Annotated in this window: 9 protein-coding genes; all 9 read right to left on the bottom strand. The window is 68.2% G+C overall.

Annotation, left to right across the window (positions count from 1 at the left end; translation table 11 throughout):
* Positions 1 to 70 precede the first annotated feature (70 nt).
* From metF to ACWBNA_RS31395, 9 genes are read right to left on the bottom strand one after another with little or no spacing between them, the layout of a single operon-like run.
* Positions 71 to 940, bottom strand: coding sequence for a methylenetetrahydrofolate reductase [NAD(P)H] (gene metF / locus ACWBNA_RS31435; protein WP_482707949.1), 870 nt, complete (start codon positions 938 to 940; stop codon positions 71 to 73).
* 50 nt (positions 941 to 990) lie between these two features.
* Entirely contained in the window at positions 991 to 1,974 is a 984-nt protein-coding gene (locus ACWBNA_RS31430; RefSeq protein ID WP_482707896.1) for a carbohydrate kinase family protein, read from the bottom strand.
* Positions 1,975 to 2,000: 26 nt separating this feature from the next.
* Complete coding sequence (gene metK, locus ACWBNA_RS31425; protein ID WP_482707895.1) at positions 2,001 to 3,209, bottom strand: methionine adenosyltransferase; 1,209 nt, start codon at positions 3,207 to 3,209, stop codon at positions 2,001 to 2,003.
* Entirely contained in the window at positions 3,209 to 4,645 is a 1,437-nt protein-coding gene (locus tag ACWBNA_RS31420) for a nitrosuccinate lyase (protein ID WP_482707894.1), read from the bottom strand. The genes metK and ACWBNA_RS31420 overlap by 1 nt, the downstream gene beginning before the upstream one ends.
* On the bottom strand, positions 4,642 to 6,618 hold the full coding sequence (locus tag ACWBNA_RS31415) for an FAD/NAD(P)-binding protein (protein ID WP_482707893.1): 1,977 nt from the start codon (positions 6,616 to 6,618) through the stop codon (positions 4,642 to 4,644). The genes ACWBNA_RS31420 and ACWBNA_RS31415 overlap by 4 nt, the downstream gene beginning before the upstream one ends.
* Entirely contained in the window at positions 6,615 to 8,282 is a 1,668-nt protein-coding gene (locus ACWBNA_RS31410) for an FAD-dependent monooxygenase (protein ID WP_482707892.1), read from the bottom strand. Before ACWBNA_RS31410 ends, ACWBNA_RS31415 begins: the two co-directional genes overlap by 4 nt.
* Positions 8,283 to 10,127: an FAD-dependent monooxygenase gene (locus tag ACWBNA_RS31405; protein WP_482707891.1), complete on the bottom strand. Its 1,845-nt coding sequence runs from the start codon at positions 10,125 to 10,127 to the stop codon at positions 8,283 to 8,285.
* A complete protein-coding gene (locus ACWBNA_RS31400) occupies positions 10,124 to 11,140 on the bottom strand; it encodes a methyltransferase (RefSeq protein ID WP_482707890.1) in 1,017 nt (338 codons plus the stop codon). Before ACWBNA_RS31400 ends, ACWBNA_RS31405 begins: the two co-directional genes overlap by 4 nt.
* A 49-nt stretch (positions 11,141 to 11,189) precedes the next feature.
* Entirely contained in the window at positions 11,190 to 12,929 is a 1,740-nt protein-coding gene (locus tag ACWBNA_RS31395) for a class I adenylate-forming enzyme family protein (RefSeq protein ID WP_482707889.1), read from the bottom strand.
* Positions 12,930 to 12,938 lie beyond the last annotated feature (9 nt).

Raw genomic sequence — 12,938 nt, 5'->3', positions numbered from 1 at the left:
CTCTCCCGCTGGTGTCACAGCGGTCGAGGTACGGCCGCCAGGGAATCCAACGAGAGGCGATACACCCCGGTTACTCCAGTCTGGTACGTACGTTCTGGTGGATCTCGAGTGTCGCCGTTGAGCGGTTCAGGGTGATGTAGTGCAGTCCAGGAGCCCCTTCGTCCAGGAGGCGGTCGGCCATGGCTGTCGCGTATTCGACCCCGATGCGATGTCCATCGGTCGGCCTGTCGCGGGCGTCCTGGAGCCGTTGGGCGAGCCGGGCGGGGAAGGCGGCGTTGGACAGTTCGGCGAAGCGGCTGATCTGTCTCACATCGGTGGCCGGCATGATCTCCGGGACGATGGGGATGTCGCAGCCGGCTCGGGCAACTCGGTCCCTGAGTCGCAAGTAGTCCTCCACTTCGAAGAACATTTGGGTGATCGCGAAGTCGGCACCTGCCCGGCACTTGGCGATGAAGTGCCGGATGTCGCTTTCCCAGTCCGGTGAGCGCGGATGCCGTTCGGGAAATGCCGCCACTCCGACACCGAAGTCACCCAGTTCCTTGACCAGCGAGACGAGTTGGTGAGCGTAGGTGAGGCCGTCGGGGTGGGGTAGCCAGGGGCTGCGGGGGTCGCCTGGAGGGTCGCCTCGCAGCGCGAGGATGTCCCGCACGCCCGCGTCGGCGTACTGGCCGACGATATGGCGCAGTTCGCTCAGCGAGTGCCCCACCGCCGTCAGATGGGCCACCGGGCGCAGCTGGGTTTCGGCGGCGATGCGCTGGGTGACTTCGACGGTCCGGTCCCGAGAGGTTCCGCCCGCGCCGTAGGTGACCGAGACGAAGGTCGGGGCGAGTGCCTCGACGCGCCGGATGGCCCGCCACAGAGTCCTAGTCCCAGCCTCTGTCCTGGGCGGGAAGAATTCGAACGAGAAGGTCCGCGTTCCCGCTGCCAGCTGTCGGCGCAGCGCTCCGGCGTGCCCAGCGGCGGAACGTGAGTACTCCTGTGTCCCGGCAGTCACGGCAGGTCTGCCAGTAGCGGTTCAAGGGCGGCTTTTGTGCCGGTGCCGTAGGTGCGAGCGATGCGCTGGAGCAGCTCGACCGGCACGATCTTGTATTCCTGCGTGCCGACGGATTCAAGGACCAGTGTGGCCATCGCACAGCCCATTCGGACACAGTGCTCCACTGGCAGTAGGCGGGCCGCGGCGGCGAGGAATCCAGCCCTCAATGCATCACCGACGCCGGTCGGATCGACCGGCTCCCGTGCTGGCAGGGCAGGGATGTGCCGGACTTCTCCGGTGCGTTCCATGATGTGTACGCCGTCGGCTCCTTGGGTGGAGATCCAGGTTCCGATGCGGTCGAGCACGTCCTGACGGGTCCAGCCGGTGCGGTCGAGGAGCAGCGCGGACTCGTACTCGTTGGTGAACAAGAACCGGGCCCCGGTGACCAGCGCTCGTGTCTGCTCGCGGTCAAGTCGGGCCAACTGCTGCGATGGGTCTGCGGCGAAGGGAATGCCGAGCGCGCGGCATTCCTCGGTGTGGCGCAGCATGGCCTCGGGATCGTCGGGGGCGATCAAAGCCAGATCGGGGGTTCCAGTGCGGTCGGCGATGGCCGCCAGGGAAATGTGCCTGGCCTCGGCCATGGCTCCGGCATAAAAGGTAGCGATCTGGTTGTGCTCGGAGTCCGTCGTGCACATGAACCGGGCGGTGTGCAGAGTCTCGCTCACGTGCACGGACTGTGTATCCACGCCGTTGTTGTGCAGCCATGCGGCGTACTCGGAGAAGTCCTTGCCCACCGCCCCGACCAGCACGGGGGTGAGCGACAGGCGGGCAAGGCCCACCGCGATGTTGGCGGCAACACCGCCGCGTCGCACGTCGAGCGTGTCGACCAGGAACGACAGGGAGATGCGGTCCAGCTGGTCGGGGATCAGGAGGTCGGTGAAACGGCCTGGGAAGACCGCCAGGTGGTCGGTGGCGATCGAGCCGGTGACGGCGATGCGCACGTTGGATCTCCTTGAGGGTGGGGTCGTCACATGCCGGCTGCGGTCTTGAGCTGCTGGGCACGGTCGGTGCGTTCCCAGGTGAAGTCCGGCAGTTCACGGCCGAAGTGGCCGTAGGCGGCGGTCTGGGCGTAGATGGGCCGGAGCAGGTCGAGATCGCGGATGATCGAAGCCGGACGCAGGTCGAAGACCTCGTCGATGGCCTTTTCGATCCGTTGCTGAGCCACGGTGCCGGTGCCGAAAGTCTCGACGAAGAGCCCGACCGGCTGCGCCTTGCCGATGGCGTAGGCGACCTGGACCTCGCAGCGGGAGGCGAGGCCTGCGGCGACGACGTTCTTGGCGACCCAGCGCATTGCGTACGCGGCGGAGCGGTCGACCTTGGACGGGTCCTTGCCGGAGAAAGCGCCGCCGCCGTGGCGGGCCATACCGCCGTACGTGTCGATGATGATCTTGCGTCCGGTGAGGCCGGCGTCACCCATCGGGCCGCCGATCTCAAAGCGGCCGGTCGGGTTGACCAGCAGGCGGTAGTCGTCCGTCTCCAGCTTGATGCCGTCGTCGGCGAGCTGTGCCAGGACCTGTTCGACCACGTATTCACGGATGTCGGGTGTCAGGAGCATGTCGATGTCGATGTCCGCCGCGTGCTGGGAGGAGACCACGATCGTGTCCAGGCGTACCGGTCGGCTGCCCTGGTATTCGATGGTGACCTGGGTTTTGCCGTCGGGGCGGAGATAGGGGATGGAGCCGTCGCGCCGAGCAGCAGACAGGCGCCGCGACAGGCGGTGGGCCAGCTCGATCGGCAGCGGCATGAGGGTCGGTGTTTCATCGGTGGCGTAGCCGAACATCAGCCCCTGGTCGCCGGCACCCTGTCGGTCCAGTTCATCGTGGTCGCCGTGTTCACGGGACTCGAAGGCGGTGTCGACGCCTTGGGCGATGTCGGGCGACTGGCTGCCGAGGGAGACCGAGACACCGCATGAAGCGCCGTCAAAGCCCTTGGCGGAGGAGTCGTAACCGATGCCGAGAATTGTGTCGCGCACCAGTTGTGCGATCGGAACGTAGGCCGCGGAGGTGACCTCTCCGGCGATGTGCACCTGGCCTGTGGTGATCAGCGTTTCGACGGCCACCCGGGAGGCGGGGTCCTCACGCAGCAGTGCGTCGAGGATCGCGTCGCTGACCTGGTCGGCGATCTTGTCGGGGTGGCCCTCGGTGACGGACTCCGAGGTGAACAGGCGGCGTGACATCACAACTCCTGAGGGGTGTGGGAGGACGGCGCGGGTGCGGCAAGCGCGCGGGCCACGAGGGCGCTGGCGCCGCCCGTGTAGAGGGTCGGGTCGAGCAGGTTCTCCAGGTCCTTGCCGGTGTGGTGTGCGGTTACCTCCGGCAGGGTGCTCAGGACATCCAGCAGGGGGCGCTGCTCCTGGTCGGCGGTGAGCGATGCCTGGGCCAGCAGGTGTTTGGCGCGGGCCTTGCCGAGCCGGGGGGCGAGAACGGCCGCCAGGCGTTCGGTCACGATCTGACTTCCGGTAAGGCTCAGGTTCTCGAGCATCCGATGCGGATGGGGTGTAAGTCCTTCGGCTAGTTCGGCGGCCGTCCACGCGGCGCCGCCCGTGAGCCGCAGAGCCTCGCGCAGCAGCAGCCACTCGGCGTGCCACACCCCTGCTGACCGTTCGTCCTCGGTGACCAGGCACTGTGTCAGGCCGACGGCGAGTGGGGGGACTTGAAGCGCCGCGCTGCGGATCAGCGTTGACAGTACGGGGTTGCGCTTGTGGGGCATCGCTGACGAGCTGCCACGTCCGGCCACCGCAGGCTCGGCAACCTCGGCGATCTCCGTGCGGGCAAGGGTTTGCACGTCGAGGGCGAATTTGCCGAGTGCGCCGGCTGTGAAGGCGAGCGCTGCCGCGACGTCTGCGACCGGGGTACGCAAGGCGTGCCATGGCAGTGGCGGACGGGCCAGGCCTGTCTCGGTGGCGAACGCATCCACGAGCCTGTCGTGGTAGTGGTCCGGGTGCGGCGCGTGTGCATCCGGGCGTGCGAACTCCATGTATCCGGCGAGTGTTCCGGCTGCCCCGCCGAGGGAGACGGGCAGGCTCTGGTACGCGGCGGTGATCCGGTCGGCTGCGTCCAGCACCAGCTGCCGCCAGCCCGCGGCCTTGAGTCCGAACGTGGTGGGCACCGCATGCAGGGCGAGAGTGCGGCCCGCCATGACGGTGCCCTGGTGCCGTTCGGCCAGTGTGGTCAGCGCGTCGGCCGTCCGGCGCACGTCGGTGTGGATCAGTTCCAGCACCCGATGGCACATCAGCATCATGCCGGTGTCCAGCACGTCCTGGCTCGTCGAGCCCCGATGCACGTATTCGGCGGCCTGCGGGTCCTCGGCAGCGACGGTCTCGGTCAGGGCGCGCGCGAGGCCCACGACGGGATTGGCGGCCTCCCTTGCCTCGACCGCCAGTGCTCGCAGGTCGAACCGTTCGGCACGGGCGGCGTAGGTGATGGCCTGGGCTGCCGAGGCCGGTACCGTGCCCAGCGTTGCCTGCGCCCGTGCGAGGGCCGCCTCCGAGTCCAGCATGGCCTGCAGCCATGCCGTTTCGCTGGTGGCCTGCTCGGTGGGGGCCCCGACCCGTACGGGGGACAGCAGTCCTGCATCCGGTCCTCCGTCGAATGCCGTGGTCTGTCGTTTCATGTGGTGATCTCCAGCCGGTCGGCTCCACGGGCGGGGCGATGAGAGCCGGGAGAGCTGGGGGTGAGGGAGAGCAGGGCCTGCGCTATGGCGTCGGAGTCGCTGAGTGTCACGGAGTTGACCCCCGGCCGGATGCCGGCTGCTGTCACCCAGTGCACGGATTCGGTCGGGACGCCGTAGGCGAAGCGCCGCTGGTGGATGCGGCCCTGGGCATCCATGGTGCGGTACGGGCGCGGGGTGACCGCGAGGCCGCCCGACTCGAAGACGGTGCCGCAGGTGCCTTCGAGCTGGTAGGGGACCGCCTGGCCGGTGATGAGAAGCTGCTGGAGCAGGGTATCCGCGGTCTGCCTCAGATCCGGTTCGGGTAGCCGAGCCTCGATCAGTACGGACGCCTGGACGGGCGGCGCGTCGATGCTGGGGGACGTGGCGATGAACGCCGCCTGGTCTCCCTGAGCACTGAGTGCGATTTTTGTGTCGGGCCCCAGGAGTTGGACGATGCCCGCCTGGATCAGTGCGTGCAGTTCCTCGATGCGGGAGGCAGGCGGGCCAATGGACAGGAAGGCGTTGAGCGGCGTGTACCAGCTCTTGAGGTCGTCTCGGTAGGAGTTGCCTTCCAGCCCGCCGTGGTCGACCGCAAGGCGTATCTCATTGCGCAGGTCTCGCAGGACGTCAAGGGCCGCCTTGAGTGGTCCGCTGACGTTGCCGGCCTTGGCTTGCTGGATGTCGTTGGCCAGGTAGTCGAGCAGCCAGCGATGGAAGTGCCCGCGGCTGGTGAAGCGGCGCCCGCCGGTGGGGCGTTGGACCAGGTCCCAGTCCCAGCGGTCACTCGGCTCGATGCCGTGGGCGTCCAGCACCTCGTTCTGTGCTTGCGTCGTGGGCGCCGCGAGATAACTGCGGACGAATCTTGAGGAGCCAGGGATGCGGCCTTTGGCGCGCAGCAGCGTCTCGTAGTAGACGCTCTCGACCTCCTTGGCGATGAGCGGCCACAGGTCGGTGGTGAAGTGGACGCGCTCCCCGTCGCGTCCGCGGCGTCGCAGCGTGTAGATGGTCTCCGGCGTGAGGAGTCGCGGCTGGTGGCGGCCGTGGGCGCCTTTCTCGTTCTCGCCGCGGGCGTGGTAGGGGATTCCGCGCCGGGATCCTGCGTAGATCCGTGGCTCCCGCCCGGAGGCAAGGTAGGTCAGCCGCCCTGAGCGGCGGACGAAGGAACCGCCGCGACCGCGCGTGAGCAGCGCCATCTGATCGAAGAAGTTGAGTCCAAGTCCGCGGATCAGCACGGTCTGACCCGGTTTGATGGCGCAGAGGTCGAGATCGGCAGGGTTGGCCGGCCGGATGTAAGTCAGGCCGCGCCGGGCGGCCACGCCGGCCCAGGCGGCCTCATTGGCGGAGGGGCGTTCGGGAAGGTGCCCTTGGGCGAGGACGACGGCATCGAGGTCCCGCAACCGTGTGCCGTCCGCGAGGGTGAGAACTTGCGGGCCGCCGGGCAGACCTTCTTGGTCCCGAAGGGCGACAGCGCGGGTGCGGTGCTCGACGATGCGGCAGTGGGTCGGCGCCCGTCGAGAAATGTGCCGGTAGACGTCTTCCAGGTAGCGGCCGTAGAAGGCACGCGTGGGGTAAGCGTTCGGATGCAGGGCTGACGCCTCGGCGTACGTCGCTTCACCAAACCTGGCGGGGCCCGCGGGCAGCACGACGGCGCGGGCCCACTCATACAGGCTGGGGCCGGGTTCCACCGGCCCATCCATCTCGACCGTGTCGTCCGTGAATACCGTCACCTGGGACGCCACCGTGTTCATCAGAAGCAGACGCGACTGGCTCGTGCGCCAGACCCTTCCGGCACCGGGACTGTAGGGGTCCACGAGGTGGACGGTGATGTGGTCGTGCGATGCGTGCGCCCGTTCGTTGGCACAGATCCGCTCCAGCAGGGACAGCCCGCGCGGCCCCGCCCCGACGATGCAGATGTTCAGGCATGCCGTGCTCATGCTGTCCCCAGGGAACCGGTCACTTGCGCCACCAGCTCATCCGGGTCGGCTGGCAGTTGGTTGCCTCGCCAGGCCACGTGCTGGTCGGGCCGTATCAGAACGAGGTCCCGGTCGTACAGGTCTCGGGCAACGTCCTGGTCCACATCCAGCACGGTCAGCGGCATTCGCTGCGCTTGGGCCGCGGCCTCGAGCGGCTTACTGCCGGGTGCCCTGCCGCCGAGCCGCAGCAGGGTGAATCCCGGTCCGAGCCGGTCGAAGAGGGAGCTGCCCTGGCCATGCCATTCATCCAGCCACAGGTGAGGGGCGCGACCGCCGGGCACACTCGAGGGAGTGTATGTGCCCCATGAATCGGCGGGCGGTTCGTCGTCCGCTACGACGATGGGCGAGGTGTCGTACCGTGCCCCTAGCTGGACACCCAGCGAGTGGGTGCGCTCCCCGTAGCAGCGCAGCAGGTCCCCGACATGGGTGCGGGCCTCGTCCCCCTGCGGGCTGTCCTCTTCCAAGGTGGCGGGGCGCTCGATGGTGCCGAGTCCGGCGTTGAGTTCCCGCGCCGCGGTGGTGTTGCGCCGTGCGATCGGACGGCGTTCGGCCTCGTAGGTGGCGAGCAGTTCGCGGCCTCCCCATCCGTTCAGGACCGCCGCCAACTTCCAGGCGATGTTGGCGGTGTCGTCCACTCCGGTGTTCATGCCGAATCCGCCGTTCGGGGTGAACAGATGCGCTGCGTCTCCGGCCAGCAGAACGCGGCCGGCTGTGAACCGTTGGGCGACCAGGGCAACGCCGGGCGTCCAGGGGCGCCGGCTGAGCACCTCCACGGGAAGGGGCACGCCGGCGGCACGGCGCACCAGGTCGGCGATCCGGCCTGAGTCGGCAGTGTCCGGATCCACAGAGCTGGTCAGGAGGAAGAACTCGTCCTCGCCGTTGAGGGCAATCAGATTCATGACCAGCTCGCTGTTCAACGCCCAATAGCTCCATGCACGGCGCCCGGTCACGATGTCCCGGTGGAAGGTCGGCAGCCGTAGATGGGCCGCTGTCGCCCGGCGGCCCAGTACGTCTTGGTCCAGGGTGCCGACTCCTTCGTAGCGGACGCCGAGCGTGCGGCGTACGAAGCTCCGGCCGCCGTCACAGCCCACGGCGTAGCGGGCCGTCCAGTGCTCGGCTGGTCCGTCCGCGTGCTCGGCGCGCAGGTTGACCTGCGTGGCGTTCTGCCGCAGGTCGGTGATCTGCCGGCCGAGTCGCAGCGTGATGTTCGGCCTTGTGCGGGCGTGCTCGTACAGGAACTTCTCGACGTACATCTGGTTGGCTCGGTGGACCGGTTCGGGGGTCTGGTCCGTGGCGGGCGCAGTGGCTGTCTGACGCATCCGCTGACTGCGGGACACCAGTGACAGCCGGGAGAGTTCGGTTCCGGCGTAGCGGGTGAAGTAGGCGATGTCCGCTGGGTGTTCGGCCGGCAGGCCGAGGCGGCGGATGGGCGCAGAAATCCCCAGGCGGCGGTAGTGCTCCATCGTGCGTGCGTTGTGCGTGTTGCCGCGTGGTTCGTCGTGTGGGCTCTCCTGGGCGTCGAACACGACGGAGGGCACGCCGTGCCGGTCGAGGAGGAGGGCGAGCATGATGCCGACCGGTCCGCCGCCGATGATCGCCACCGGGATGTACGGGGACTGCTCCATCTATCGGCCCTCCAGCGCATCGGCTGCCGCGACCGGACGGTGTCCCAGGGCGGTCCGCAGCGCGTCCTCGAGTGTCTTCGCCGGGCTGTGGCATCTCGACTGTTGCCGCGCGGCAACAAATCCGTCCGGGCGGATCAGGACAGCCCCGTCCTCGTCGTGGCCCCGCAGCCGCGTCCACGCTCCGTCGAGGTCGTACGGCTCGCCTTGGGTGCCGACGGCGTACGCGTCGATGCGGATCCCGAGTTGCTGAGAGACTTCCTGCGCTGCCCGCTGCCACAGAGAGCCGCGGGATCCGGCAAGCAACAGGAACGACCCGGGGACGGTGTGCAGTTGGTGCGTGGAGACCCGTCGCCCGCCGTGGCGCAGCCAGGCGTGCGGGAGCCGGGAGCCAGGGCGGGCGGTCTGGTGGTACTCGAGCCCCAGGGGATCCGTCGGCGGGAGGGGCGTCCCGTCCGGCCTCACGTAGCCGGCATCGGCGTAGCTGTACCCCATCTCAAGCCCTAGATGCGCCGTGGTGATGCGGTTGGTGTCGAAGTATTCGCGCAGCACGGTGCGTCGCGTCTCGCCGTCGGGCGTGTCGGAGACCAGCGCCGTCATCTGAGCACGATTCCATTCCGGGCGGGCTCCGTGGATCACTCCTGTCGCGGCCGTGAACGTGATCTGGTTGAACAGCGAGTACACGGCACGTTCGACCACCCGCTGGGCCACGGGTCGCCGCTCCGGTTCATAGCTGTCCAGCAGCGCATCACCGGCTTCCCCGCGGAGAACCAGTGCGAGTTTCCATGCGAGGTTGTGCGCGTCCTGGATCCCTGTGTTCAGGCCCAGGGCCCCTGAGGGCGGATGGCGGTGGGCGGCGTCGCCGACCAGAAAGACCCGGCCCGAACGGAACCGCTGCGCCACGGTTCCCTCGACCGGCCACCGGCTGATGCTTTCCACGTCCATGACGTGCTCATCGGGCAGTTTGAGGGTCCGCCGCACCAGCTTCACGATCGTCTCGTCGTCAAGTTCGGCCGCTTCTGTGGCTCCTGGGGGCCGCGAGAACATGAGTGTCCACTCTCGGGAGTGCCGCCCCCAGTGGTCTGGGCCCATCGGCACCACGCCGCAGTGCTCGAGCGTGCCGTCGTCCGACAGGCTGGAGACCCGGTTGACGACAGCGTCGTCGTACGGGATGAACTCGGAAAAATCCGCGCGGACATGGAGGTTGATCCAGTCCAGGAACGTTGACGTGCCTTCCATCGCAATGTTGCGCAGGCGGCTCACCGTCTTGCCGCCGTCCGCTGCGATCACGTAGGAGGCGCGCACTTTGAATGCCTGTTCACGCCCGCGGTCGAGTATGGTCGCGGTGACCCCCGACTCGTCTTCGTCGAGGTCCAGCAGTTCGTGGTGGAAGAGCAGGGCTCCCGGGGCGCGCTGCTCGGCGTGGCGGCGCAGCAGCGGTTCGAGCCAGCGCTGTCCGAGGTTGGCATGAGGCTGCGCGGACGCCTCGGCGTAGCGTTCGGCCAGGTCTCCCCCGCCGTACGCACTGGTGCGGTACAGCACTTTGCGGTCGTAGGGGGCGTCGCCGCCGAGGCTGGACAGCCAGACCATGGCACCGCAGTTCTCCTGGGGCGCGCCTTCGTGGTAGATGTCTTCGGCGACCTTGTGGTGCGCGAAGATCTCCATGGTCCGGGCGTTGAGGATGTGGGCCTTGGGCTGGATGGACGTCGAGGGGTGGCGTTCCACGAGGAGCGAGTCGACGCCGAGGTCGGACAGGGCGAGCGAGGCGGTCAGTCCGGACCCGCCGCCCCCTACGATGAGAACGGGGATCTGGCGCTCGGCTGCCGTGGTCTCCCGAGGCGTAGTCACTTGGCTTCCTCCACCGGTGCCGCGACCAGCAAGCTGGTCTCGAGAGCCAGTTCCTGGACGGCCTGGAGGCGCAGGCCGGCGCCGTCCAGCAGCGTCCGGTAGCCGTCGAGCGTACGTTCCCTGCCGCCGGCCGCCATGAGTAGGTGCAGGTCCCACAGAAGCGGCAGCATCGCCTCCCCGGCGTCCGGGATGACGCGTTCGACGATCAGCAGCCGGGCTGTGGGTGGCATCGCCGCGCGAAGGGTGGTGAGCAGCCGCAGGCAGTGCGCATCGTCCCAGTCCTGCAGGATCCGAGACAGGAGGTAGACGTCTCCTCCGGCGGGCACGCGTTCGAAGACGTTCCCGCCCACGGTGTCGTAGCGGTCGGGGTCGAGTGTGCGGCTGAGGTTTTCCTCGGCGACCGGAATCACGTGCGGGAGGTCGAACAGCACGCCGTGCAGGTTCGGGTGGGCGTGCAGGACCGTCGAGAGCAGCGTGCCCGCGCCGCCTGCCACGTCGACAACGGTTCTGGCGGCGGAGAAGTCATGAGCGGCGGCGACGTCCTGGAAGAACACGTTGCCGGCGTTCATCGCGCGCTGGAACCGTGTGGCCGCCTCGGAGTCGGCCGCCAGGTGTTCGCGCAGCGAGGTACCGAACGCGTGCTGAAAGCCGGAGGTGCCGGTCCGGACAGCGGCAACAGCTGCGCCCCAGGCTTGGTAGAACTCCTGTCCGTAGACCACCGCCATGTCGCGCATGGAACGGTCGTGGTCCGTGCGCAGCAGGTCGCTTGCCGGGGTGAGCCGGTAGCCGGTGTCGGCTCCGCCGTCGAAGATGTCCATTGCGGTGAGCAGGCGCATCAGACGCTCGACGCTGTCCTTGTCGCAGTCGGTGGCGGCGGCCAGTGCCGCGGCCGTGGTGTGTCCGGCGTGGATGTGGTCGGGGATGCAGAGCGCGGCGGCCGCGTGGAGCACCTGGGCTTGCCAGGCGCCGGTGAGAACGTCCACCACGCGGCGCGCGGGATGCACGTCGGCCATGTGTCGAGCCTTTCGCTGGGAGATCGTTCGGCTGAGGTTCGCCTGCGGCCTACTCGGTGTGTGACGAGGCCGTTTCGAGAGCGGTGCGGGTGTGGGCGGCGGCCGGCGGGGCTGGCTGGCTCAGTAGGGAGTGGTGCTTTTCGCGCAGCTGGCGTTTGAGCACCTTGCCGGTCGGTCCGACGGGCAGTTCGTCACGGTCCGCAGCGACGATCAGCGCGTCGAGGGTGCGCAGTCCTTTCTTGCGCAGAGCGGTGTTGCACACTTCGAGCAGGTCTTGCGGGGAACGCTTCACGTTTTCCCGGTACAGCACCACGGCGGCGGGGAGCGACTTGCCGGTGTGGTCGGGATCGTCGATGGCGACGACTGCTGCGTCCATGGCCTGAGTCGTCAGCAGAACCGATTCCTCGACGGGAAGGCTGTAGATGGGCCCGTCGGCGCTGTGGATTACGTCCGGTGTGCGATCGAGGTGGTACCAGCGTCCGTCCGGGTCGCGTCGGACGACGTCTCCGGTGAGGAAGTAGCCATTGCTCAGGGACTCCTTGCTCAGGTGCGGGTCGTCCCAGTAGCCGGGTGTCACGCTGGGCGTGCGCACACCTAGTAGGCCGGCTTCGCCGTCCGGCAGTACGTTGCCGTGCTCGTCGAGTACTGCGGCGTCGCGCACTGCTTTGATCGGATGGCCGATCAGCCGGTCGTAGTGGGTGGTCTGGGCGGTGTGGGCGATACGGAACAGGACCATGCCCATTTCGGAGGACCCCAGTCCGTCGACGTAGCGCGAGCCCGGGACCCTCTTGCGCCCCTCGTGTCGGCTGCCCAGTGCGGTGAGGGGACGGATGTGGCGTTCGTGCGAGGCGTCGCCCATGCCGTTCCAGGAGTGGATGGACTGTGCCGCGTAGGGGGTGACGCGCGTGACGTCGATCTCTGCCAGGGTCAGGGGGAATCCGAGGACGAACGTCGGGCGGAACCGGTTGATCGCCCGGGTCAGCCGGTCGCCGTTCGCGGCGTCCAGGACGAGGGTCGGGATTCCCAGGAGCAGCGCCATGGTGAGGTAGCTGATGCCTGCGGAGTGGCTGTGTGGCAGCGCCGTCAGCATCCGGTCGGAGCGCAGGGACGGGAAGGTCCAGAGGCGTTCGCGTTTGCCGTCGAAGAACGAGGCGTGGGTAAAGACCGGGGCCTTTGGGCGGCCGGTGGTACCGGACGAGTGCGAGATCATCACGAGGTCGTCGCGCTGGTGCTGGTAGGGGAAGCCCGGCATCGGGCCGCTCGGCCGTGGGGCGGTCTCGTCGATCTGGCGGATGTCTTCCGTCAGCATCGTCTTGGTGTCGCTGTCGCCAGATCGGTCCCAGACACCCATGCAGGCTGTGAGCAGGTCTGCGTCCGCGACCAGCACCGTGACGCGGGTGCGGGCGAAGTATTCGGCGGCTGTCGGCGTCGCCATGTTGGGATTGCAGTGCACCGCGACCGCCCCCAGGCTCGTGAGAGCGATGTGGTGCAGGAGGCCGTAGAGACCGTTGCGGGTGTAGACGCCTACGTGCGTGTGGGGCAGCACTCCGTGGGTGCGGTACCAGTGGGCGTAGCGGATTATGGCGACCCGCATGTCATTGAGGGACAGGCCGGGCAGTTCGCCTTCGTCCCATCGGCCGGAGGTGACGTCGGGGTGGAAGAGCAGCGGCCGGTCCCGGTCGGTGGCCACCTTCCATGCGTGCCAGAAGAAGTTGCCCGCCCCGAGTTGCCTGTCGACCGTAAGGCGCAGTCGCTGGGCGGCGGACCTGTGGGTCCTGAGGATGTTCATACGCGTGTG

It is taken from the genome of Streptomyces sp. Q2 (assembly GCF_056820935.1).
This window is presented reverse-complemented; position numbering and strand designations above follow the sequence as displayed.